This is a genomic window from Rhizobium sp. GR12 (genome assembly GCF_036596185.1).
Lineage (GTDB): Bacteria > Pseudomonadota > Alphaproteobacteria > Rhizobiales > Rhizobiaceae > Agrobacterium > Agrobacterium nepotum.
The window spans coordinates 36,708-60,109 of record NZ_JASXTH010000020.1 but is presented as its reverse complement, the minus strand read 5'-3'; the positions used below and the strand labels follow the sequence as shown (position 1 = coordinate 60,109).

The following is a 23,402-nucleotide window of genomic DNA, read 5'->3' as shown; positions in this document are numbered from 1 at the left end:
GGCCTTCCCCCCTGTCAGACGGCCGAAACAAGGTGTTTTGCAACACGCCCCGCCGGGGAGAAGGTCGCGGCAGCGGGTTGAGGGGGCTAGGGTAGCGATATGCGGTGAGGGTTCCCCCTCATCCGGCCCTTCGGGCCACCTTCTCCCCGGCGGGGAGAAGAAACAAGCGACAATGCAGTGCTACTATCTTGCCGCAAGGGCGAGGATGGCGTCGAGTCTAGGCGGCGCTCGCCATTACATTTCGGCACCACGAAAAGACACCCTCATTTGTCCTCCCGCCACCCCTCCAGATAATTCACACTCTCCACCCCCGTAAATTTCGCAAGGCGCGACAATTCCGCATCGAGTTTTTCGAGCCTTCCCACTGATGCGCGCACGCCCTGTTCCAGCCACAGGCGGCGCACATCCAGCGTGCCGCGCTTGCGGTCCGCCTTCATGTCGATGCGGCCGATCAGCCGGTCTCCCTCCAGAAGCGGGAAGACGTAATAGCCATATTGCCGTTTTGGCTCCGGCACGAAGACCTCGATGCGGTAATAAAAGCCGAACATTCGCTCCGTGCGGTTGCGATCCCGCAAAAGTGGATCGAAGGGGCTGAGAACACGGACGCGGGACGACGGTTCCGGCATGTCGGTCAGATCAGCGCTAAAATCCGCAAAGGCATAGGACGGGCGGGCAGCGCCGCCATCGCTTGCGAGAAGCGAGACCTCGCACAATTCATCGTGGTGGCTTGTCACCCAGTCCTTCGCCTCCTGCGGGGTGACGAGATCGAAAAAGGCGGCGATCTCGCCGTGGGTGGCAAAACCCAGCCGCTTTAGCGCCTGCCGGCAGGCCCAGTCGACAAATTCCGCGTGCTCCACTTCACTTTCGTGATGCTCGCCGGGAATGACCCGCTCCGCCAGATCGTAAACCTTCTGGAAATTCACCCGGCCGGCAATGGCGAGCTTGCCGGTGTGCCACAAATATTCGAGTGCGGTCTTGGAAGGATGCCAGTTCCACCAGCCGCCTGACTGATGCCCCTCCTCCTTCAGCTCCCGCGCCAGAACCGGGCCGGTCGCGGCAATACGCTCCAGCGTCTCTGTGAAAGCCGCATCGAAACCCTCGCCATGCCACTTGCGCCAGCGCTCCTGAATGATCGGCTCGCGGCGGCGGAAGCGATGTTTCCAATAGGGGTAAAATTCGGTCGGCACGATGGAGGCATCATGGGTCCAGTGTTCGAACAGCGCGCGGTCCTTTTCCAGCAGCGTGGTCAGATGTTCACGTCTGTAGGTCTGGTTTCGGGAGAATATGATCTGGTGATGGGCGCGCTCCACCGTTCCGATGCTGTCCACCTGCACGAAACCGATATCGGTGATGAGTTGCAGCAGGCCATCCTTGGAAAGCGCCCTGCCGGGCGGGGAGACAAGCCCCTGCCGCGCCAGAAAAATCCGCCTTGCCGCTTCGTTCGAAACCTTGATCGTCATGGCACAGAAGGTATGACGGCTTTTTCAGGATTGCAATGTTCTTTTTTTGTTCTTTGTTTCACTTCTGTTGATGACACGATATAGAACCGGAAAGCGATAGAGGGATGCATCAACCTTGGAAATCCGTTTCGACACCGCCGGCGTGGCCTTCGAGGGCAGGCAGGCACTACAGCCCCTGTCCCTGACATTAACGGAGCGGCGTATCGGCGTGATCGGCCTCAACGGCTCGGGCAAGACCACCTTCGCGCGGCTGATCAACGGCCTGGCCAAACCGACCGGGGGCACGGTGTCGGTCAACGGTCTCGACACCGTAAAAGATGCGAAAGCGGTGTTGCAGACGGTCGGTTTCATCTTCCAGAATCCGCAGAACCAGATCATCCTGCCGATCGTGCGCGACGATGTCGCCTTCGGGTTGAAACGGCTCGGCATCGGCAAAGCGGACACCGACAACAGGGTGAAGGCCGTGCTTGCCAGGCTTGGCATCGCGCATCTGGAAGAACGGCGCGCGCACGAACTTTCCGGCGGCGAATTGCAACTGGCGGCGCTGGCGGCCCTTCTGGTCACCGATCCGCAAATCCTCATTTTGGATGAACCGACCAACCAGCTCGACCTCAAAAACCGCACTATCGTGGAAAAAACTATGGCGGCGCTGTCGCAGGCGTTGATCGTCATCACCCACGATCTGCCGCTGCTTGCCGGTTTCGACCGCGTGCTGGTTTTTCACGAGGGCGCATTGATTGCAGATGCCGCGCCCGAAGTGGCGGTCGCGCACTATCTGGAGGTGGCATCGCGATGAAGTCTCTACATGTCGAAGGCACCGGCTGGCTCTACCGCGTCTCGCCGCGCCTCAAACTCCTGACGCTGATGGGCTTCAGCATTGTGCTGTTCCTCACCCGCGATCTGCTTTGGCTGGGATGCGCGGTGATTTTAGCCGCCGCCATTCTGCGCGAAACGCAGCTGCCCTTCCGGGAGATCGGCCTGCGGCTGCGCCCCGTAATGCTCACCATTCTGCTCGTTGCCGCCTTCAGCTATCTGCTGATTCCGGCCCATGATGCGACCGTCAATCTTTTACGGCTGACGGCACTGGCGCTGCTCGCTACCGCCGTCACCATTACCGTCAGCATTTCGCAATTCATGGACGAAATCGCGCTTGCCGCCGCGCCGCTGGAGAGGTTGGGGCTGGTCAAGGCGGCCGATATCGGGCTCGCGGTCGGGCTCGTTGTGCGGTTCGTGCCTGAGATCGTCAACCGTTACCATGCGGTGCGCGATGCCCACCGGGCGCGCGGTCTTCCCGTTCGGTTTGCGACGATCATCGTGCCGCTTGTCATTATGACGTTGAAGGATGCCGATGCCATTGCCGACGCCATTGACGCGCGCGGTTTCAGAGGCCAAAGCTGACGGCAAAACAACCATCCGGAGTTCCCGAGCCATGACGACCCGCGACCTTGTGCTGATCTCGCTGTTTTCCGCCATCATCATCGCACTCGGACTTTTGCCGCCGATCACCCTTGGTTTCATTCCGGTACCGATCACCGCGCAGTCGCTCGGCGTCATGCTGGCCGGTGTCGTGCTGGGGGCGAAACGCGGCACACTCGCGGTTCTCCTGACAATCCTCATCGCCGCCATCGGCCTGCCGGTGCTTTCGGGTGGGCGCGGCGGTCTTTCCATCTTCACCACGCCAACCACAGGCTTCCTGATCGGCTGGATCGGAGCGGTTTTCATCACCGGTACTCTCTCGGAAAAACTCGTCAATCGCGGCCAGTCTGCCGTGACGCAGGGCATCGGTTTCTTCGTCTCCAGCCTCGCCGGCGGTGTGGTCGTGCTGTATGCTTTCGGCATCACCTATCTGGCGCTGGTCGTCGGGCTTGGTTTCGAGAAGGCCTTCATGGGCTCGCTCGCCTTCATTCCCGGCGATGCGCTGAAGGCCGTGCTTGCAGCCCTTGCCGGCCGCGCCGTAATGGCGGGTTATCCGCTTCTGCCGCAGCGCGCCTGATCGATCCTTCCGGGAGGATAAAGAATGGCGACCCGACTTTACGAACATCCGATCTTCCTTGAGCACATCACGCCCGAAGGCCATCCCGAGCGGCCGGATCGGCTGCGGTCGCTGAACATTGCGCTCGAACATCCGAATTTCGAGCGGCTGAACCGGAAGGAAGCGCCGCAGGCCAATGAGGACGCGGTGCTTCTGGCGCATCCGGAGGAGCATCTGCTTTCCGTCATGCGCCAGATCCCCGAAGAGGATGGCGAGATCAACCGCGTCGAGGCCGATACTTATGTCTCGCCGAAAAGCCTGCAGGCGGCGCTGACCGGCATAGGTGCCGCGATGGCGGCGGTGGACGACGTGTTTACGGGTGCCGCCGACAATGTCTTCGTTGCGGCCCGCCCGCCCGGCCACCATGCGGAAACCGCAAAGGCCATGGGGTTCTGCCTCTTCAACAATGCGGCCATTGCCGCCCGCCATGCGCAAAAGGTGCATGGCGCGGAGCGCGTCGCCATCATCGACTGGGACGTGCATCACGGCAACGGCACGCAGGATATCTTCTGGAACGACACGTCCGTGCTGTTCTGTTCCACCCATCAGATGCCGCTTTATCCGTGGAGCGGCGATAAAAACGAAACCGGCGTGAAGAACAATGTCGTCAACGCGCCGCTTTCGCCCAATACCGGCAGCGAGCATTTTCGCGAGGCCTTCAAATCCCGCGTTCTGCCGGCGATTGCCGACTTTTCGCCTGATCTCATCATCATCTCCGCCGGTTTCGATGCGCATCACCGCGATCCGCTGGCGCAGATCAATCTGGTGGGAGAGGATTTCGACTGGGCGACGGGACGGCTTCTGGAAATGGCGGATAAATACGCATCGAACCGGGTCGTCAGCCTGCTTGAAGGCGGTTATGATCTGGAAGGGCTGGCGGAATCGGCGGCCATGCATATCTTGAGAATGATGAAGGGTTGAAAATGACGGAAAATGCCAACACAGCCGATGTCAGCGGTTATTCCTTCGAAAAGGCCGTCGCCGAGCTGGAAAGCATTGTCGCACGCCTGGAACGCGGAGATGTGGCTCTCGACGAATCAATCGCCATCTACGAGCGCGGCGAAGCCCTGAAGAAACATTGCGAGACGCTGTTGAACGCCGCCGAAAAGCGCATCGAGAAGATCCGTCTCGACCGCGCCGGAAAACCGCGGGGCGTGGAGCCGCTCGACGGGGAGTGATTATCCCCTCCCTCATTCCTGTGCCTGTCACAGGAATCTAGCCAGCCCAAGTCCTTGGGCTGAAAGGACTCTCTTAGCCGCGCAGACGCACGTCGGCTGGATTCCTGTGACAAGCACAGGAATGAGGGAGTTTGTGGATTGAACCGCGTTAAATTCGCTCCCTCGCATCCGGTAACGACACACAAACACAGCGTTCAATATCGCGATGCTCCCCAGTACCGACAGTTGTGATAAACTCCCGCCTGACGACACGAGGAGCAAAATATGTCCTTCTTTCCCGGCAACGATCCCGTCGCGGGTGATGCTTTCGCCTGCGACGCCATCGAAAACCTCATCATTCCGCGCACCAGCGATATTGGCGGCTTTGCGGTGCGGCGCGCGTTGCCGACGCGGCAGCGGCGGCTTGTCGGCCCCTTCATCTTTTTCGACCGTATGGGTCCGGCAATCCTGAAGGCGGGCGAGGCGCTGGACGTCAAGCCGCATCCGCATATCGGGCTTTCCACCGTCACCTATCTGTTTGACGGTGAAATCAAGCATCGCGACAGTCTCGGCACCGAACTCGTCATTCGCCCCGGCGATATCAACCTGATGACGGCCGGGCGCGGCATCGTGCATTCGGAGCGCACGCCGGAAAATCTGCGCGGCCACCCGCTTTCCATGTCCGGCCTCCAGACATGGCTTGCCCTGCCTGATCATATGGAAGAAATCGCCCCGGCCTTTGCCCATACGGCCAAGGAGGACATGCCGCTGATCGACCTCAAGGGCGCATCCGGCCGGGTCGTCGTCGGCGAATTCGAAGGCCTCACCTCCCCCGTTTCGGCCTTCACCGACACGCTTTACGTCGATCTGACGCTGGAGCCGGGCGTGAAATTTCCCTTTTCCGCCGATCATGAGGAACGGGCGATCTATATTCTTTCCGGCTCTCTGGATGTGGCTGGCGACGTTTTTGCCGCCGACCAGTTGCTCGTTTTCCGGCCCGGCGACGACATCACGCTTCAGGGCGGCACCGGCGGCTGTCACATCATGATCTTTGGCGGGGCGGCGCTCAACCAGCGCCGCTACATCTGGTGGAACTTCGTTTCGTCATCAAAAGAACGCATAGAGCAGGCCAAACAGGAGTGGAGAACCGGACGCTTCGATATCGTTCCCGGCGACGAAGAAGAGTTTGTCCCTTTGCCGGAGGGTTGAAATTCTATAGAAGTGAACGACATGCACGGCTCACCATCAGGCTTTCCATATGAAAGACGCTTTGGCGCCGCCGCTGACCACGAGAAAAGGCCGAACTATTGACCGGAATGCTACAGACACCATTGCTTGACCGGGTGAATTTCCCATCCGATCTCAAGGAGATCGACGATCGCGACCTGCCGGCACTGGCAAGGGAATTGCGCGACGAGATGATCGATGCGGTGTCGAGCACCGGCGGGCATCTGGGCGCCGGTCTGGGCGTGGTGGAGCTGACGATTGCCATCCATAAAGTGTTCAACACGCCGGAAGACCGGCTGATCTTCGATGTCGGCCACCAATGTTATCCGCACAAAATCCTGACCGGCCGTCGCGAGCGCATCCGCACGCTGCGGCAGGAAGGCGGGCTTTCCGGTTTCACCCGGCGGGCCGAAAGCGAATATGACGATTTCGGCGCTGGCCATTCCTCCACCTCCATTTCCGCCGGTCTCGGCATGGCGGTTGCAGCAGGGCTGGATCAGAGCGACCGCAAGGTCATCGCCGTCATTGGCGACGGTTCGATGTCGGCGGGCATGGCGTTTGAGGCGCTCAACAATGCCGGCGCGCTCGATGCGCGGCTGATTGTCATCCTTAACGACAACGACATGTCGATTGCGCCGCCGACGGGCGCAATGAGCGCTTATCTCGCGCGGCTGGCCTCCGGCCGCACCTATATGGGCTTTCGCGATTTCGGCAAGAAACTCACGGCCTATCTCGGCAAGACCATCGATCGCGCCATTACCCGCGCCGTGACCCATGCGCGCGGTTACGTGACCGGCGGCACACTGTTCGAGGAGCTGGGCTTCTATCATATCGGCCCGATCGACGGTCATTCCTTCGATCACCTTCTGCCGGTGCTGCGCAATGTGCGCGACAACCAGAAAGGCCCTGTTCTCATCCATGTGGTGACGCAGAAGGGCAAGGGTTACGCGCCGGCGGAAGCGGCCGCAGACAAATATCACGGCGTCAACAAATTCGACGTCATCACCGGCGCACAGGCGAAAGCCAAGCCCAATGCGCCGAGCTACACTAGCGTCTTTGCCGAAGCGCTGATCCAGGAAGCGACCCTCGACGACAAGATCATCGGTGTCACCGCCGCCATGCCTAATGGTACCGGGCTGGACAAGATGGCCGAGCTTTTCCCGTCCCGCACCTTCGATGTCGGCATAGCCGAACAGCACGCCGTCACCTTCGCCGCCGGACTTGCGGCGGATGGTTACAAGCCGTTCTGTGCGCTTTATTCCACTTTCCTGCAACGCGGTTACGACCAGCTGGTGCATGATGTGGCCATTCAGAGCCTGCCCGTGCGCTTCCCGATCGACCGCGCCGGTTTCGTCGGTGCGGACGGACCGACCCATGCCGGTTCCTTCGACACCACCTTCCTTGCCACCCTGCCCGGCATGGTGGTGATGGCGGCGTCCGACGAGGCCGAATTGAAACACATGGTCCGCACGGCTGCGGCCTATGATGAAGGCCCGATCTCCTTCCGTTTTCCGCGCGGCGAAGGCGTGGGCGTCGAGATGCCGGCGCGCGGCGAAATTCTTGAGATCGGCAAGGGACGCATTATCAAGGAAGGTACCAAGGTCGCGCTCCTCTCCTTCGGCACACGCCTTGCGGAATGCCTGGCGGCGGCCGAAGACCTCGATGCTGCCGGACTTTCGACCACGGTTGCCGATGCACGTTTCGCCAAGCCGCTCGATCTCGACCTCATCCGCCAGCTTGCCGCCCATCACGAGGTTCTGGTAACGATCGAGGAAGGCTCCGTTGGCGGCTTCGGTGCGCATGTGCTGCATTTCATGGCAAGCGCCGGATTGCTCGACCACGGCCCGAAGGTTCGGACGCTCACCTTGCCTGACCAATGGGTCGAGCAGGCCAAGCCCGAGACCATGTATGCCAATGCCGGCCTAGACCGCGCCGGCATCGTTACCACCGTGTTCAATGCACTCGGCCAGAGCCAGGCCGGTGTGGGGTTTGCCGGTTAGGCATCCTTCTCAGGACGAGGCGGGGCGGGGCAATCCCGCCGCCGCCTGATCGTTTTACGTCGCGGCACCGTCGAGGAAACCGACGACATTTTCAATCCGCCCCCCGGCGTCGCGGCTGACGACATCAGTACCACCGGCGACATCGTCTCCATCAGGCGAAACCAGACGCCATGAGAACCGGGTAAAGATGCCATGGCCATCCGGGGTGCCTGCCAGAACAAAGCGATATCCCGGAAAATTCTGTCGGGCCGCCTCTATCATCGCGGCGATGCTCAGTTGCCCCTCACCCTGCATCAAAGGATCGGCGTAGCGCGCCGTTTCGGCCCACCCCTCCTTGACGAGGTGCTTGCGGCGTTCATCGTTCTCCTCGTTCCAGACGGCGAGGTAGGTTTCGGCAATTGCGAGATGTTGCGTCATGATTGCGCTCCTTGTGGTTGACGGCCTGAACATGCCGGGAGCCGTGGCGCAGAACAATTACCTGCAGGGTAATCGCATTGCCGATTTCTTCTGCTAGGCTGCGGGGCATGACACATCACAGAGAACATGTCGGCCAGGTGCTGAAGGAATGGCGTGCCCGCCGCCGGTTGAGCCAGCTCGATCTGGCATCGGAGGCGGAGATATCGGCGCGTCATTTGAGCTTTGTGGAAAGCGGGCGGTCATCGCCCAGCCGCGACATGCTGACGAGGCTGGCGGAGCAGCTTTCGATGCCCGCCCGCGCCACCAACCGGCTGATGCTGGCGGCGGGCTACGCGCCTGTCCATTCCGAACGATCGCTGGATGCGCCGGACATGGCGGCGGCTCGCCACGCCGTCGAAACCGTGGTGCAGGGACACATGCCCTTTCCGGCACTTGCCGTCGACCGCCACTGGAACCTGATCCTTGCCAACGACGCGATCAAATCGCTTCTGGCCGGCATTTCCGAAGAACTGCTTCGCCCGCCCCTCAATGCATTGAGGCTGAGCCTGCATCCGGATGGCTTGAGTTCGCGCATCGTCAATCTTGCCGAATGGCGGCACCACCTGCTGGAACGCCTGCGACGTCAGGTCGAAGAGACCGGAGACGAGACGCTTTCCCGGTTGCATGCGGAGCTTTCCGCCTATCCCGCGCCTGCCGCTCCGCGGCATGTTGCCGGGGCCGATCCGTTGGCGATACCACTCGAACTGCGCGATCCGTCGTCAGGGCGCGTTTTGCGCTTCATCTCCACCACCACGGTTTTCGGAACCGCCACTGATGTAACGTTGTCCGAGCTGGTGCTGGAATGTTTTTACCCGGCCGAAGCGGAGACCCGCGCCGCCCTGATGCAAGGCACAAGGGAGTAAAGACCATGCACACCACCTATCTCATCGGCTTCAAGGTCCGCCCCGGCCAGCGCGACCGTTTTCTGGAATTGCTGAATGCGCTGCTCGACGCCATGCGACACGAAAACACCTTTGTGAACGCGACCCTGCATCGAGACGGCGACAACGAAAACCACTTCCTGCTGCACGAGACCTGGAGCGACCATCAGGACGTCCTCGACGTTCAGATACATCGCCCCTATCGGCAGGCCTGGCACGATGCCCTGCCCGATCTTCTGGATGCCCCACGCGATATCTCCGTCTGGCACCCCATGCGGGCCGATCATGCCGCGCGAGATCATCCTCTCACCAACGCATAATGCATCAGCGTCGCGGCTAATGGATCTTAAATGAGCGAATGTCCCGCATTTGCCAGCAGATCGAGCGCTTTCTCCAGATCGTTCGATTTCACGAGCAGATGGTCGCCATCGAAAGTCGAAACTACAAATATTCCGATCTCATTGGTCGACAATGGCTCGATCACGGACAAGACGATACCCATTTCATCGAAGGCAAATGGACCCTGTAACTTTAAACAGGACCAACCGGTATCAGATCGCACATCCCGAGGGATGCGCTCTTCGTGGCAGACGATGGAAAGTTCGTCATCTGTCCGGCTGATGCTGACGAACCCGCCGCCATCGGCCCACGCCGGAATGGCTTCAGACGCTTGAAGCCGGGCCACCCCATATGCACCGTCCAAAACTCGTAATTTAACGCGAGCTGTCATCTAGAAATTACCTTTTCTGAAAAACTGCGGCGGGCGATTGCTGATACGCGCGGTTGTGCACCGGCCCTATTTGACCTGAAAACCGAACAACAAAAAGGGGCCTCGCGGACCCCTTTTTTCTTACGCAACGATACTGACAAGTCCAGCTCAGAACTCCGTCCAGTCCTGATCCTTCGCGGCCGGTGCTTCGGCAGCGCCACCGAAGGCGCGGGTGAGGCTTTGGCCGAGCGCACGCGCAGGCGACGCGACTGGTCTTGCGGTTGCGGAGGCCGGTTTCACCGGTGCTTTTCTGGCCGGCGCGGCTGGCGCGGGCTGGAAGGCGGGTTTTGCCGAGGACTGGCGGGATGCCGAATATCCGCCGGCGCTGGCGACGGCGCCACGGACGCCACCCATCTTGAACTGGCCGAGCAGACTATTGAGCGCTTCCGCCTCGCGGGCGAGAGAATGGCTGGCTGCGGTCTGCTGCTCCACCATCGCGGCATTCTGCTGCGTGCCCTGATCCATGGTGTTCACGGCCGTGTTGATTTCCTGCAAACCAGTCGCCTGCTCGCGGGCGGCGACGACGATGGCGCTGACATGGGTGTTGATCTCCTCGACTTCGGCAACGATCAGTTCCAGCGCCTTGCCGGTCTCGTCGACGAGGTTGACGCCGTTTTCCACTTGTCGGCTGGAAGCGCCGATCAGCGTCTTGATTTCCTTGGCGGCATTGGCGGAACGCTGGGCGAGTTCGCGGACTTCCTGCGCGACGACGGCAAACCCCTTGCCGGCATCACCGGCGCGGGCAGCTTCGACGCCCGCATTCAGCGCAAGCAGGTTGGTCTGGAAGGCGATGTCGTCGATGACGCCGATGATGTTGCCGATCTCGCCCGAGGACTTCTCGATCTCGCGCATGGCGGCGACAGCCTTGCGCACCACGACGCCCGACTTTTCCGCACCGGTGCGGGCGCGCTGGACCAGACTGCCGGCATCCTCGGCGCCCTTGGCGCTGTCGCGCACCGTGGTGGTGACTTCTTCCAGCGCTGCGGCTGTTTCCTCGATGGAGGCCGCCTGGTGTTCGGTGCGGCGCGAAAGATCGTCAGCGGCGGACAGCATTTCCGCAGCGCCGGCGTTGATCGCGGCCGCGTTCTCGCCGACCGTGCGCAGCGCCTGCTGGAGCTTTTCAACAGCGCTGTTGAAGTCGATGCGGATGGGATCGATGTAAGAGGCGAAAGGTGTCTCGATCCGGTAGGCGAGATCGCCATTGGCAAGTGCAGCAAGGCCCTTGCCTAGCTCGTCACGCGCAAAGGCGTTGGCGGCCTCGTCCTGCGCCTTCTCTTCCTCGTTGCGGCGGCGTTCGGTCTCGGTTGCGGAGCGCATGCGCTCGGTTTCGCCGGCAAGGCGGGATTTTTCCAGACCGGCTTCCTTGAAGACGAGAACGGCCTTGGCCATCTTGCCGACTTCGTCCTTGCGGTCGAGAGCCGGAACTTCCGTGGTCATATCGCCATCGGCAAGCCTGCTCATCGCCGCCGTCATGCCCACGATCGGCGTAACGATCGAGCGCGACAGCGCCAAGATGAGGGCGACGGCGAGAAGTCCGGCGACGGCGCCGCCACCCACAAGCGCGAGCTTGAGGTTGAGCGCGGCGTCATCCTGCTGCGCGGCATAGCTTGCCGACAAGCCGTTCAGCTGGTCCTTGATCTTGGCGGCAGAAGCGCGGAACCCATCGAGCTGGCCCTTGGCCTGATTGCGGCCGATCTCGATGATTTCGAAAATCGGCGCTTCGGTCGTCTTGCGTGCAGCGATCTGCGGTTCCGCCAGTTCCTTGAAGAACACGGTGGCGGATGCCTGCATGTCGTTAATGGATTTCACGATTTCCGGCTGACCGGCGGCGAGCGCGCGGGCTTCGTCGAGCTTCTTCAGCATCAGGTCGCGCTGGGCAAAGACGTCATTATAGGTGCTGTCGCTGCGAAACAGCAGGAAGCCGCGCTGGTTGACGGCCTGCTCCAGCATAGCGGCCGTGGCTCCATCCACCGCATGCATGATGGTGTTGGCCCTGTTGTTTTCGATCGTGGCGCGCTCGCTCCCCAACGTCTGCCAGAAGACGACCGCGGAGGCGAGCAGGCACACGCCCATCAAGGCACAGAAGGTGACTATGAGCTTTATGTTGATGGGGAAGTTTTTAAGCGACATCGCAAACTCTCTCGGCGACCCGATGCCTCGAAGCAAGCGTCTGCGCTGCAGCGGTCGCAATTTTTTGGGAATGGGGGAGATGCCGTCATGGCAGGTTCCGACTGGCCGCACGGGCCTTGCGGACAAAGTGCAGTACAAGCCTTTATATTGGATTAATCGCGCTTACCGTTTGCGGGGACGTCGCATTCGTGATCCTATTCGCGGCCGGAGGGCATCGCCGGGCGGTTTTGACGATAAATTGCTTGCATCTCCGGGGTTTGGCGGTCATTGACAGGATTATGTCCAAAACACCTGAAAATGAACGGCTTGACCAGCTTCTTGTTTCGCTCGGCCACTTTGCCAGCCGCTCGCGCGCGCGCGACGCGATTGCGCGCGGCACCGTGAATATCAACGGGAAAACCGCCACCAAGCCAAGTCAGACCGTTGCCGCAAACGTCAAGATCACTATTACCGATCCGGCGCAGGCCTATGTTTCCCGCGCAGCCCTCAAGCTCACGGCCGCGCTCGATCACTTCGGGCTCGATCCGAAGGACCATGAATGTCTCGATGTCGGCGCCTCCACCGGCGGCTTCACCGAGGTGCTGCTGCATCGCGGCGCAAAACATGTCACCTCCATTGATGTCGGCCACGGGCAGATGCACCCAAGGATCGAGAACGATCCGCGCGTGACCAATCTGGAAGGGCTCAACGCGCGTTACCTGACCACCGACGACATCGATGACCGTCCCGTGGACTTCATCGTCTCCGACGTGTCCTTCATTTCCATAAAGCTTGCGCTTGCCCCGGCGCTCGCGCTTGCCGTCTCCGGCGCTCTCGCGGTTCTGCTGGTCAAGCCGCAATTCGAGGCGGGACGCGACGCCATCAGCAAGGCCGGGCTGCTCAAAGAGCCGGAAACGGCGCCAGCCGTCGCCGCCGAGCTGGAACGCTGGCTGACGGAAGACATGGGCTGGAAAAGCCTCGGTCTCATCCCCTCGCCGATTTCCGGCGGCGATGGCAATGTCGAATTTCTTCTCGGGGGCGAAAAGCCATGAGCGCACAGACCGTCAGCATCAAGAGCCTCGGCGCCCAGGGCGACGGCATTGCGCACTGTCCCGACGGTCCGGTCTACGTGCCCTTCGCCCTGCCCGGAGAAACCGTGGCCATTGCCAGGGTCAAGGATACCGGCACGATCATGTCCATTGCGGAAGCCTCGGCAGACCGCCGCGAGCCCGCCTGCCGCCACTTCGGCCCCGAGGGCGTCCACGGCACCTGCGGCGGCTGTTCGTTGCAGCATCTGGCCGACCAGCCCTATCACGTCTTCAAGCGGGAACTGGTGGTTTCGGCGCTGAAATCGAAGGGGCTTACCCCTGATGTCGATGATCTCGTCATCTGTCGCCCCGGCGAGCGCCGCCGCGCGGTGTTTGCCGCCCGCAGGACGGAAAAGGGTCTGCTGCTCGGCTTCAGCCAGGCAAACAGCCATCACATCGTCGCCATCGAGGAATGTCCCGTCACCTCGCCCGGCATCGTGTCGCGGCTGGATGCCATCCGCACCATCGGCCTTTCCGTTTCATCGAATGCGGAACCGTTCCGCATCGCCGTTCTTGAAACGCTCTCGGGTCTCGATATCTCCGTCGACGGCATCAAATCCGTTGGCGACAAGCAGCGGCGCATGTTGACGGAAACGGTGCTGGCCATGCGCGGCATCGCCCGCGTCTCGCTATCAGGCGAAATCCTGATCGAACCGCAAAAGCCGATCATCGAATTTGGCGGCATCACCGTGTCGCCGCCGGCCGGCGGTTTCACGCAAGCGACGAAACAGGCCGAAGACGCAATGGCCGAACTGGTGCTCGCCCATGTCGGCAAATCCAAACGCATTGCCGATCTTTTCTGCGGTTCCGGCACGTTTGCGCTCCGGCTGGCCCGCGTCGGCCGCGTGCATGCGGTGGAGGCGGAGGACAAGCCGCTGAAGGCGCTGGATTTCGCGGCCCGCAACACGCAGGGCGTGAAACCCGTCAGCATCGAGAGACGCGATCTCTTCCGCCGCCCGCTGATGACGAGCGAATTGAAGAATTACGACGCTGTCGTGTTCGATCCGCCACGCGCCGGTGCGGAATTCCAGTGCAAGGAACTTGCCCGCAGCACGGTTAAGAAAATCGTCGCCGTCAGCTGCAATCCGCTAACGCTTGCCCGCGACCTCGCCATTCTGGTGGAGGGCGGTTATCGCGTCACGCGCGTCACGCCGGTCGATCAGTTCCTGTGGTCGCCGCATGTGGAAGCCGTAGCGATGCTGGAGAAATAATCACCAGGCCGTATCGACCGTGCCGTTGCCGACCACGCCCGAGCAGCGGCAGCTGCCGCCGACGCGACCTTGCTCGATCGGGCAGACATAGGGCCGGCGGCGATTGGCGCTTTCCGGAGGCGTGATGACGCAAACGAAGCGCGCGCGGCGCTGGCGATCGCGGGAATTGCCGGAATAGTAGTTCGGACTATCGTCTTGCGTCGACTGCGCCAGAATGACGTTGTTGCTCGAACCCGGCAAAGGCGCAATCGCCGCCGCCTCTGCAACGGTTGCGGCGGAGAGAAAAATGGTCAGGGCGAAAACGAAGTGACGCATGCGGGTGGCCTTCGGACGGAGAGTTTGTGCGATCCGTCTTTGCCGGACCAGTTTGATCGACCATACATAATCCACCTTCACAAGCACAGCGGCCTTCAAATTTCAACGCTGCCGCCTGCTTCACAAAAAGTCGGACTGATTGCTGCGCGAACGCTTAACGGCGCATGAATGCCTCGAAGGCGGCGCGCGCTTCGGCGCTTTGCAATTGTGTGATGAAATGACGGGCTTCCTCGTCGATGCGGGCGAGCACCTCCTGCGGGTTGCCGCGCACGAGATCGCGGGCGATCTTCAGCGCCTGCTGCGGCTTTGCGGCAAGCCGGGTGGCGAGCGCCAGCGTTTCGCTTTCGACATGTTCCGGGGCCACGACTTTCCAGATCATTCCGGCGTGCAACGCCTGTTCGGCGGAAAAACCCTCGCCCATGGCCAGCAACGCAAAGGCGCGCTGATGGCCGATCAGCTTTGGCGCAAGCAAGCTGGACGCGGCTTCCGGCACCAGCGCCAGATCCACGAAAGGCGTCTTGAACAGGCTGCGGTTGGAGGCGACGGTCAGATCGCAATGCAGGTTCAGCGTCGTGCCGATGCCGATGGCCAGCCCGTCTACACCGGAAACCAGCGGTTTTTCGAAGGTCGCCAGCGCCTTCAGAAGATCGAGCACCGCAAGCTTGCCCTTTGCGCCCGACATGGCGAAGGCGAGGAAATCGGCCATGTCGTTGCCAGCGGAAAAGCAGCCTTCCGTGCCGAGAAAAGCGACAACACGAATATCCGGATCCGCATTGGCGGCCTGCAAGGCGTCAGCCATGCGCAGATACATCGCATCGGTAATGGCGTTTTTCTTTTCCGGCCGGTTGAAGCGGATGGTCAGAACGTCAGGCGCATGACCGACCCGCTCGACGAGAATATGATCGTCCGACATGGCTTTCTCCTTAATCCAGCACGACGCGGGCAGCCGCAAGGCTTGCCGCCCCGGCAATGACGCGGTCTTTGAGCGCCGCCGTTTCCGCCAGCAGGTTTTCCGCCGCAAACCGGCAGAGCGAAGCGCGCTGCGCACCCCTGCCGTCATCCACGGAGACCAATGCGCCCTTGGCGAGATAGGCCCCGGCGAGCGCCAGCCCGAAGAGACGCTGATAGGGTGTCGCGCCGGCAAGCGCTGTCTCGGTTTCGCCCGCCTTCAGACGTTGCAACAGCCAGTCGGTCGCGGTTTCCAGATCGGTGAGGCTTGTTTCCAGATAACGAGCCGTTTCGCCGAGATCGACGCGGTTCGAGGCCGCTGTCCGGGTGGCGATTTCACGCAGCTCAGTGATGAAGCCGCGCACTTGCGCGCCATCGGAAAGCGACAGCTTGCGCACCACAAGATCGATGGCCTGAATGCCGTTGGTGCCCTCGTAGATCGGCGCGATGCGCGCGTCCCGCAGGTAACGCGCAGCCCCGGTCTCCTCGATGAAGCCCATGCCGCCATGCACCTGAATGCCCATGGAAGCGACATCGACACCGGCATCGGTGGAGAAGGATTTGGCGATCGGCGTCAAAAGTGCTGCGCGCTCCTGCCAGTGGGCGCGCTCGGCCGTATCTTCGGCAGCATGCGCCATATCGATGGCGTGGGCGCAGCTGAAGGAGATGGCGCGCGATCCTTGCGTCAGCGCCTTCATCGTCAACAGCGTTCTGGCGATATCCGGATGCTCAATGATCGGGCTCATGCCGGAACCCTGCCAACCCGGCGCCTTGCCCTGCGTGCGCTCTTTGGCGTATTCGATTGCCTTCTGGGTGGCCGCCTCGCAGATCGCCACGCCCTGCATGCCGACAGCAAGGCGGGCATTGTTCATCATGGTGAACATGCAGGCGAGACCCTTGTTCTCCTCGCCGATCAGCCAGCCCAAGGCACCCTTCTCTTCGCCGAACCTGCCGTCTCCGAAGATCATCGTGCAGGTGGGCGAACCGTGAATGCCGAGCTTGTGTTCCAGCGAATGGCAGAAGACGTCGTTGCGGCTGCCCGGCGTACCATCGTCGTCCGGCAGGAATTTCGGCACGAGGAACAGCGAGATGCCGCGCGTGCCCGCAGGCGCATCCGGCAGGCGCGCGAGAACGAGGTGGATGATATTGTCCGCCGCGTCGTGTTCGCCCCAGGTAATGAAAATCTTCTGTCCGAAGATGCGGTAGGTGCCGTCGCCATTGCGTTCAGCCCGGCTCTTCAGGACGCCAAGGTCCGACCCCGCATGCGGTTCGGTGAGGTTCATCGTGCCGGTCCATTCGCCGGAGACGAGTTTTGGAAGATAGGTGCGCTTGAGATCGTTGCTCCCGTGGGCGACCAGGGCTTCGACAGCCCCCATGGTCAGCGTCGGCGCCAGCGCGAAAGCCATGGAACCGGAGTTCCACATTTCGAGCGCCGCGACATTCAGCATATGCGGCAGGTTCTGACCGCCGAATTCTTCCGGTGCGGTCAGGCTGTTCCAGCCGGCCTCAGCCCAGCGCCGGTAAAGATCGGCCCAGCCATCCGGCGTCGTGACCTTGTCGTCGCTCAGGCGCGCACCCTGGCGGTCGCCTATATCGGCAAGCGGCGCAACCTGCTCGGTGGCAAAACGGCCCGCTTCCTGCAAAATGGCGTCCACGACATCTTCACCGAGATCCCCCAGCGCACCCTTCGCAAGCGCATCTTGAAGACCCGCCACATGTTTGAGTGTAAAGGCGATATCGTCCACCGGCGCGGTATACATGCTGCCTCCTCCCGAAGCTTTTGCCTATCGTGCTGTTCTTCGGGCTAAATGATTTTTACGTAAACGTCAATTTGAAAATTCCCGGCTTTTCAGCGGGATTGTTATAAAACTGTCATGTGAATTTGCTCAGCATGCGCTGATAGGTGCCGTGCCACCGCTGCCGTTCCCGTCTTGGGGCGACGGACGTCTCCCTCTCCCATTTCGCCGGTCAGGACTGCCACGATGGATCTCATAACGCCCGCTATTCCCGGTCTTGTCTGGGCCTATCAATTCCACCCCGGAACAGCGCCGTGCAGACGGCTTGCGCCCGATGAGGGCTTCGGCGAGATGGCCGAATGCGAGGGGTTCTTCTGGCTGCATCTCAATCTCGCGGATCAACGGGTGACCGCCTTTCTCGAGACGATCGATGGCCTCGATCCGGCGGCGCTGGCAAGTCTCACCACCCATGAGACACATCCCTCCATCACGGTGGATGAAAAATCGCTCTATGGCACGCTGGTCGATTTCCAGCGGGAATTCGATCAGGAGACGCGCGATTTCGGATGGCTGCATTTCGCGGTGAGCGACCGTTTCATCATTACCACCCGCTTGCAGCCGCTGCGCTCGGTGGACCGACTGAAAGCGGCGGTCGACAAGAATTCCAACCGCTATCTCACACCCGCCCATGTCTTCGAGGGCCTTGTCGCGGAATTCCAGCGTTCGCTCATCAGCCTCGTGATTGAAACGACCGAGGAGCTGAACGCCATCGAGGATATGGTCTATGACAGCGAGAACCGTGACGAGCGGCGGCGTCTTGCGCCGCTCAGGCGAACGGTCGTGCGCCTGCACCGGCATCTGCGCACCGTGCTGACCCTGATGCGCCGGGCCTCCGCCGCCAATGAGGACGAGATGCCCGATGGTTTCGAGGATGTCGCCTCACGGTTGATGAGCCGCCTCGAGGCTGTCGATCACGACGTCTACGCCTTACAGGAGCGCGCAAGACTGCTGCACGAGGAAATCGATTCCAAACTCTCGTCCGAGACCAACCGACACCTTTATATCCTGTCGCTGATGACGGCGTTCCTGCTGCCACCATCGCTGGTGACGGGTTTCTTCGGCATGAATACGGATGAGCTGCCATTTACGGTCGGCACAGGCGGCACGCTTTCGGCCAGCATCTTCATCGTGATTTCGGTCATGCTTGCCTGGTTCGTGCTGAAAAGGGCGCGCATTCTCTGACAACAAAAAAGCCGCCCGGATCGCCGGACGGCTCTTGTCGGTTCAATTCGTCCTTCTATCAGCTGTAGGGCGAATAGCAGGGCTGGCGTGGGCCGTGGTAGGGCTGGAACGTGTTGCTATAGGCATCGTAGGAACGATAGCGACCATAGCACCAGTTCACATGCGACTGGCTCATGCCGCCACGGCGGACTGGGCGGTACTCGCGATAGACCGGGCGCGGACGATATTCCGGCACCGGCCGGTAGACCTCACGCGGCTGCGACAGGGCGCCGCCGATGATCGCGCCCGTCGCAAAGGCTGCGAGCGGGAACCAGTAGCCGTCATGGTGGCGATAGCCTGGACGGTAATCGCGATAACCACGATGGCCGCCATACCAGCCGCGACGATCACCCCAGTCACCACGACCGCCCCAGTCACCGCGACGTTCACGCCAATATTGCACATTCACGATGTTCTGGCTGGCGTCGTTGCCTGCGGTCTCGACGCTCTTCGGCGCCATCGACAATGGCATTGCCTCAGCGGGAACGATCGCTCCTGCAACCACGATCGCAGAAAGACCGACAGCCAGGATATTCTTCACATAGCTTCTCATCTGACTTCCTCCATTCACGACGGTCAACAGGCCGTTACGCGTGAATAATAACATCTTTTTCTTCTCGTTCGGCCAGTTTGTAGGTTCTGGCTGCAACTTTACAGGATACAGGCTAGGCGGTTGTGCCTGAACCCAGCATTAACGGCGTTGTCACGCTTCGTTTATCGAAATCGGCCTCCTGAAAGCAAAAGCCCGGATCAGATCCGGGCTTTCGAAAACCGTCCTTAACGGCTGTAGGGCGACACGCACACCCGGCGCGGACCGTTACTCGGCTGGTAGCTATTGTCGTAGGCGCGATACGAGCGCCAGCGGTTCTGACACCAGGAGACATGGCTGCCGCCATAGGCCGGCCTCGGCTGCGACACGGCACCGCCGATGATCGCACCTGCTGCAAAGGCTGCCAGCGGGAACCACATTCCATTATGATAACGGTAGCCCGGACGGCGGTCGCGATAGCCGCGATGGCCATTATAGTAGCCGTCACGCGGCGGGCGCGGACGATACATCCGGTCCCCATACCTGCGGTCGCCTCGGCGGTCCCATTCGCGGTACTGCACCGGCACAACATTGTCAGCCGTGATCGCCGGCTTCGGCATCGGAACAGGCGCCTGGAACGCCTGCGACGGCGTAAAGCTTGTCAGGAACAGGACGATCGCCGTGGCGACACTCGTTCTCCGGATATTCATCATGATCTTCCTCCGTTTGCTCAGCGCGTGTTGAGCCGCGCTTTCACCCACTCACTCTTGTCGGAGATATGGGTCAGCCCCCATTTAAAACACCCGAAAAGAATTCAACGCGATGCAAACGCGTTCAAGGAAGATTGGTTCCCAAACAAAAAATGGGTTTCAGGACAAGGAGATGAAGAGGGTGTCCGCCTGTCAGGCTTCCACTTTCACATCGGTCAAGGGCCGCGAACAACAGGCAAGAATATAGCCTTCCTCGATTTCATCATCGAGAATGCCGCCATTGTGGTTCATCTCCACTTCGCCGGAAAGCTTCAGCACCCGGCAGGTGCCGCAAATCCCCGATTCGCAGGCGGCACCGATGCGGACGCCGGCGGCGCGCGCCGTCATCAGAACCGTCTGGCCGGGCTGGCACGGCACTTCCTTGCCGGACAGCGTGAAACCCACCATCGACAGCGCCTCACCATCCGCAGCGGTGTGAATGCTTTCACCCACTGCAACGGGGGCGGCCGGAGAAAAGCTTTCCTGATGGTAGCGGCTCATGTCGAAGCCGGAAGCATCCAGCATGGAGCTGATGGCAGCCATGAAAGGCCCCGGCCCGCAACAGAAAACGGTGCGGTCCATGAAATCCGGGGTGAGAAGCGCGATCTTGGCCTTGTCGACCATGCCCTTCAGGCCGGACCAGAGATCGGTGCGGCCGCAATTCTCCACGATGAAACCGAGCGACAGTTTCGGCATGAAGCGGGCGAGATATTCAAGCTCGTGACGGAACACGATGTCGGATGGCGAACGCGAACAATTGATGAAGGCGATGTCACTTTGCGGCGCACGGTCGCTCATGTCGCGCACCATCGACATCATCGGCGTAACGCCGGAACCGGCCGAGATGAACAGATATTTCTCACCCGGATGCCGCACGTAGGAGAAATCGCCGAGCGGACCGAGCGCCCGGATTTTCATGCCGGGCTTCAGATTATTGAACATCCAGCGCGTGCCGATGCTGGTGGCCTGCGCCTTGACCGTGACCGACAGGGCGTAGGGCCGCGACGGGCTGGACGACAATGTATAGGTTCGATAGAGCAGCTCCGTCCCCACCGGCAATTCCAGCGTCACGAACTGGCCCGGCAGATATCGGAACCAGTTCTGATCCTCGGAGCGGAACAGGAATGTCATCACGTCAGGCGTCTCGGGCGTCACTGAAATGCATTCCAAGAGGTGAAGCTTGTCGCTCCACGGCTTCATCTCATCTATGTGCTTGTAGGTCACAGCCATATTCATCTTCGCGTCACGCTACTGCCGAAAGCCGGGCCTTGTCGCCCGACAGCCGATCGACCATGAAATCGGTATACCAGTTGACGAACTGCATCACGCCACCCTCGTCTTCCATGGAATAGGGGCCGGGCTGGTAAGCGGGCGAACGGATGCCGAAGGCGTTTTCCTCGACGATACGGCGGTCCTGATCGTTGGTCTCGTTCCAGACGTGGGTGAGGTCCTCCAGATCGTAATCCACGCCTTCCACCGCATCCTTGTGCACCAGCCATTTGGTGGTGACCATGGTTTCGTTGGCGCTCAGCGGCAGCACGCGGAAGGAAATGGTGTGGTCGCCGAGGAAGTGGTTCCAGGTCGTCGGATAATGGAACAGGAGCAGCGCGCCGATATGGCTGATGCTCACATCTTCAGACAGCGGCCGGCGCACGGCGCGTTTGCCGGACATGGTGTAGCTTTCCGCCTCGCCGATCAGCGGCATGCGGGCGACACGGAACTGACCCTTCGGATCGATCTTGAAACGGCTCGGCAGGCCGGCGGCCTCGCAGCGTGCCCAGTGGCCGCCGATTTCCGGATCGCTCGCACCACCGTCCGTTCCCGTCACACTCGGGTTTTCAGGATAAGTGCGGCAGAGTTCCGGGTGGTTCGCGGCGCAATGGTAGCACTCGCGGTTGTTTTCCCAGACGAGCTTCCAGTTGCCCTTTTCGATGATCGTGCTTTCATGCGCGACCTTGGCTTCCCCGATGCGGTGCGGGGCCATGTAGCTTTCGACCTCGACGCGCATGGGCGCGAAATCGGCAGGCTGATCGGCCAGGCAAATGAAGACGTAACCGGCAACGGTTTCGCAGTGGACTGGCTTCAGGCCGAATTCAGCCTTGTTGAAATCATCGCCCATATGGCGGGCGAACAGCAGCTTGCCATCCAGATCGTAGGTCCACTGGTGATAGGGACAGACGAGGCGGGCGGACTGGCCCTTCTGCGCGGCGCAGACGCGGGAACCGCGATGGCGACAGGAATTATGGAGGGCGCGAATTTGTCCATCGCGACCGCGAATGATGATGACGGAATAGGCCCCGACCTGAAGGGTGATGTAGTTACCGGCCTTCGGCACCTCGCAATCGTGGCCGGCGAACAGCCAGTCGCGATACCAGATCGTTTCCATATCCAGCTGGAAATAATCCGGGTCCGTGTAGAAGGGCTGTTCCAGGCTGAAACCTTCGCGGCGGTTCTTCAGCTGGCGCAATACGGTATCACGCAATTCCATGGCCAAATCCTCGATCAAACCGCCCTGCCCCACACCATTTACGGGGCTGCGGAAGTATGATCCCATCTAAACACCGGCGGGTATTTGCAGCAGCGCAGACAGCGACATCGGCTTCCGCATTGGCGACAAATTGCGACATGCGCAAATGGCCGCCACACGCCATTCCGCTGCGAAATCCGGCAGCTATTGCGCACCCGCAACCACGTCGCAATATGACACGCAATGTCGCGCGGGACGCTCTCTACCCGTCAAAAAACAGGGGTTACGGCGCAACGGAGTTTTAACGAGCCCTAAATTACATTGCCTGACCGACAGCAACGAGGGCGTTCCGGGTGGAGAAGGCGACACGCATACGTTATTTCGATGCGGGCAAACATTCGGTCGCGCCGATACGGTCCAAAACCGCGCATTCGGATTTCCTGCGGACCGGGCGCATCAGCCGCTACGAAGAACGCTGGCTGCCGAAGGATCGCGTCTATTACAGCCATGAGGAAGTGGCGGCGATGACCGGGCGTAAGCTCGAGGCCGCCGCCGATTCCACCCATGGCCGTCTCAACGGCTTTCACCAGTCCATCCGTTTTCCCAAGATGGTCTTTCCCCATTTGCTCGACGACCGGCCGCATCTTGGCTATTGCCATGTCACGGCGGCGAAGACCAGTTTCGATGCCGAGCGCCACGTACTCTGGTCCTTCTATTTCGCGAATTTCTTCGCCGAGCTGAGCGGGTCTGAAAACTTCTTCGAAAACATCGATCCGCGCTATTCCCGGATGTATTTCGCCGTCGCCATCAACGCCCTTCCCAACCGGGAAATCGCCATCGATACCTCCTTCCATCGCAGCGGCCTGCTGTTCCAGACCCACGACCCGCGCGTGGCCCTGAAAAACGTGCTTATGCTCGGCACGCGCTCGGAAGAGATGCGCAAGATCATCAAGGCGATATAAAAGCCGCGATAGCGCTTTCCATACC

At 60.9% G+C, this 23,402-nt stretch carries 24 protein-coding genes; 13 read left to right on the top strand and 11 right to left on the bottom strand.

The features are described from left to right. Nucleotides 1–263 precede the first annotated feature (263 nt). Nucleotides 264–1,460: a winged helix-turn-helix domain-containing protein gene (locus tag QSK43_RS25330; protein WP_332305781.1), complete on the bottom strand. Its 1,197-nt coding sequence runs from the start codon at nucleotides 1,458–1,460 to the stop codon at nucleotides 264–266. 115 nt (nucleotides 1,461–1,575) lie between these two features. Between QSK43_RS25330 and QSK43_RS25325 the strand changes: the two genes are divergently transcribed. The 7 genes from QSK43_RS25325 (at nucleotide 1,576) to dxs (ending at nucleotide 7,876) form a co-directional block, all read left to right on the top strand. Beyond that, nucleotides 1,576–2,256 carry an energy-coupling factor ABC transporter ATP-binding protein gene (locus tag QSK43_RS25325; RefSeq protein ID WP_332305780.1) on the top strand — a complete coding sequence of 227 codons (681 nt, stop codon included), beginning with the start codon at nucleotides 1,576–1,578 and terminating at the stop codon, nucleotides 2,254–2,256. Beyond that, entirely contained in the window at nucleotides 2,253–2,858 is a 606-nt protein-coding gene (locus QSK43_RS25320; RefSeq protein WP_332305779.1) for an energy-coupling factor transporter transmembrane component T family protein, read from the top strand. Before QSK43_RS25325 ends, QSK43_RS25320 begins: the two co-directional genes overlap by 4 nt. 31 nt (nucleotides 2,859–2,889) lie before the next feature. After that, nucleotides 2,890–3,453: a biotin transporter BioY gene (locus QSK43_RS25315; RefSeq protein ID WP_332305778.1), complete on the top strand. Its 564-nt coding sequence runs from the start codon at nucleotides 2,890–2,892 to the stop codon at nucleotides 3,451–3,453. 24 nt (nucleotides 3,454–3,477) lie between these two features. Next, on the top strand, nucleotides 3,478–4,413 hold the full coding sequence (locus QSK43_RS25310) for a histone deacetylase family protein (protein WP_045020969.1): 936 nt from the start codon (nucleotides 3,478–3,480) through the stop codon (nucleotides 4,411–4,413). A 2-nt stretch (nucleotides 4,414–4,415) separates the two neighbouring features. Beyond that, a complete protein-coding gene (locus QSK43_RS25305; protein WP_332305777.1) occupies nucleotides 4,416–4,670 on the top strand; it encodes an exodeoxyribonuclease VII small subunit in 255 nt (84 codons plus the stop codon). A 264-nt stretch (nucleotides 4,671–4,934) separates the two neighbouring features. Continuing rightward, nucleotides 4,935–5,858, top strand: a complete 924-nt coding sequence (locus QSK43_RS25300) for a pirin family protein (RefSeq protein WP_332305776.1) — start codon at nucleotides 4,935–4,937, stop codon at nucleotides 5,856–5,858. 98 nt (nucleotides 5,859–5,956) lie between these two features. Further along, complete coding sequence (gene dxs / locus QSK43_RS25295) at nucleotides 5,957–7,876, top strand: 1-deoxy-D-xylulose-5-phosphate synthase (protein WP_332305775.1); 1,920 nt, start codon at nucleotides 5,957–5,959, stop codon at nucleotides 7,874–7,876. Nucleotides 7,877–7,930: 54 nt separating this feature from the next. Here dxs and QSK43_RS25290 read toward each other — a convergent pair whose 3' ends face one another. Next, nucleotides 7,931–8,293 carry a nuclear transport factor 2 family protein gene (locus tag QSK43_RS25290; RefSeq protein ID WP_045020961.1) on the bottom strand — a complete coding sequence of 121 codons (363 nt, stop codon included), beginning with the start codon at nucleotides 8,291–8,293 and terminating at the stop codon, nucleotides 7,931–7,933. Between the two features lie 107 nt (nucleotides 8,294–8,400). Here QSK43_RS25290 and QSK43_RS25285 point away from each other — a divergent pair, with 107 nt between their 5' ends. Beyond that, nucleotides 8,401–9,195, top strand: coding sequence for a helix-turn-helix domain-containing protein (locus tag QSK43_RS25285; protein ID WP_332305774.1), 795 nt, complete (start codon nucleotides 8,401–8,403; stop codon nucleotides 9,193–9,195). A 5-nt stretch (nucleotides 9,196–9,200) separates the two neighbouring features. Beyond that, the gene (locus QSK43_RS25280) at nucleotides 9,201–9,533 is read left to right on the top strand and encodes a putative quinol monooxygenase (protein WP_045020957.1); all 333 of its coding nucleotides are present in this window, start codon (nucleotides 9,201–9,203) and stop codon (nucleotides 9,531–9,533) included. Between the two features lie 26 nt (nucleotides 9,534–9,559). Here QSK43_RS25280 and QSK43_RS25275 read toward each other — a convergent pair whose 3' ends face one another. Both QSK43_RS25275 and QSK43_RS25270 read right to left on the bottom strand, forming a co-directional pair. Then, nucleotides 9,560–9,943 carry an ACT domain-containing protein gene (locus tag QSK43_RS25275; RefSeq protein ID WP_332305773.1) on the bottom strand — a complete coding sequence of 128 codons (384 nt, stop codon included), beginning with the start codon at nucleotides 9,941–9,943 and terminating at the stop codon, nucleotides 9,560–9,562. Nucleotides 9,944–10,090: 147 nt separating this feature from the next. Continuing rightward, complete coding sequence (locus QSK43_RS25270; protein WP_332305772.1) at nucleotides 10,091–12,112, bottom strand: methyl-accepting chemotaxis protein; 2,022 nt, start codon at nucleotides 12,110–12,112, stop codon at nucleotides 10,091–10,093. A 278-nt stretch (nucleotides 12,113–12,390) separates the two neighbouring features. On the opposite strand from QSK43_RS25270, the gene QSK43_RS25265 reads away from it, so the two are divergent. Further along, nucleotides 12,391–13,143 (top strand): TlyA family RNA methyltransferase, encoded by a 753-nt coding sequence (locus QSK43_RS25265; protein ID WP_332305771.1) that lies wholly within the window; start codon nucleotides 12,391–12,393, stop codon nucleotides 13,141–13,143. Beyond that, a complete protein-coding gene (locus QSK43_RS25260; protein WP_332305770.1) occupies nucleotides 13,140–14,390 on the top strand; it encodes a class I SAM-dependent RNA methyltransferase in 1,251 nt (416 codons plus the stop codon). Before QSK43_RS25265 ends, QSK43_RS25260 begins: the two co-directional genes overlap by 4 nt. Here the strand turns inward: QSK43_RS25260 and QSK43_RS25255 are convergent, their stop codons facing one another. The 3 genes from QSK43_RS25255 to QSK43_RS25245 all read right to left on the bottom strand — a co-directional run bounded on the left by QSK43_RS25255 (nucleotide 14,391) and on the right by QSK43_RS25245 (nucleotide 17,413). Further along, complete coding sequence (locus QSK43_RS25255) at nucleotides 14,391–14,705, bottom strand: hypothetical protein (protein ID WP_332305769.1); 315 nt, start codon at nucleotides 14,703–14,705, stop codon at nucleotides 14,391–14,393. A gap of 154 nt (nucleotides 14,706–14,859) precedes the next feature. Further along, the gene (locus tag QSK43_RS25250) at nucleotides 14,860–15,618 is read right to left on the bottom strand and encodes a crotonase/enoyl-CoA hydratase family protein (RefSeq protein ID WP_332305768.1); all 759 of its coding nucleotides are present in this window, start codon (nucleotides 15,616–15,618) and stop codon (nucleotides 14,860–14,862) included. A gap of 10 nt (nucleotides 15,619–15,628) precedes the next feature. Then, on the bottom strand, nucleotides 15,629–17,413 hold the full coding sequence (locus tag QSK43_RS25245) for an acyl-CoA dehydrogenase (RefSeq protein ID WP_332305767.1): 1,785 nt from the start codon (nucleotides 17,411–17,413) through the stop codon (nucleotides 15,629–15,631). A gap of 222 nt (nucleotides 17,414–17,635) precedes the next feature. Between QSK43_RS25245 and QSK43_RS25240 the strand changes: the two genes are divergently transcribed. Further along, the gene (locus QSK43_RS25240; RefSeq protein WP_045020937.1) at nucleotides 17,636–18,631 is read left to right on the top strand and encodes a transporter; all 996 of its coding nucleotides are present in this window, start codon (nucleotides 17,636–17,638) and stop codon (nucleotides 18,629–18,631) included. 58 nt (nucleotides 18,632–18,689) lie between these two features. On the opposite strand, the gene QSK43_RS25235 is transcribed toward QSK43_RS25240, so the two are convergent. The 4 genes from QSK43_RS25235 to QSK43_RS25220 all read right to left on the bottom strand — a co-directional run bounded on the left by QSK43_RS25235 (nucleotide 18,690) and on the right by QSK43_RS25220 (nucleotide 22,436). Further along, nucleotides 18,690–19,223: a BA14K family protein gene (locus tag QSK43_RS25235; RefSeq protein ID WP_332305766.1), complete on the bottom strand. Its 534-nt coding sequence runs from the start codon at nucleotides 19,221–19,223 to the stop codon at nucleotides 18,690–18,692. A 224-nt stretch (nucleotides 19,224–19,447) separates the two neighbouring features. Then, entirely contained in the window at nucleotides 19,448–19,912 is a 465-nt protein-coding gene (locus QSK43_RS25230) for a BA14K family protein (RefSeq protein ID WP_045020932.1), read from the bottom strand. 189 nt (nucleotides 19,913–20,101) lie between these two features. Beyond that, nucleotides 20,102–21,184, bottom strand: coding sequence for a hybrid-cluster NAD(P)-dependent oxidoreductase (locus QSK43_RS25225; RefSeq protein WP_332305765.1), 1,083 nt, complete (start codon nucleotides 21,182–21,184; stop codon nucleotides 20,102–20,104). A gap of 7 nt (nucleotides 21,185–21,191) precedes the next feature. Further along, nucleotides 21,192–22,436: an aromatic ring-hydroxylating oxygenase subunit alpha gene (locus tag QSK43_RS25220; RefSeq protein WP_332305764.1), complete on the bottom strand. Its 1,245-nt coding sequence runs from the start codon at nucleotides 22,434–22,436 to the stop codon at nucleotides 21,192–21,194. Between the two features lie 332 nt (nucleotides 22,437–22,768). Here QSK43_RS25220 and QSK43_RS25215 point away from each other — a divergent pair, with 332 nt between their 5' ends. Next, nucleotides 22,769–23,377 carry a DUF6656 family protein gene (locus QSK43_RS25215; protein ID WP_045020927.1) on the top strand — a complete coding sequence of 203 codons (609 nt, stop codon included), beginning with the start codon at nucleotides 22,769–22,771 and terminating at the stop codon, nucleotides 23,375–23,377. Nucleotides 23,378–23,402 lie beyond the last annotated feature (25 nt).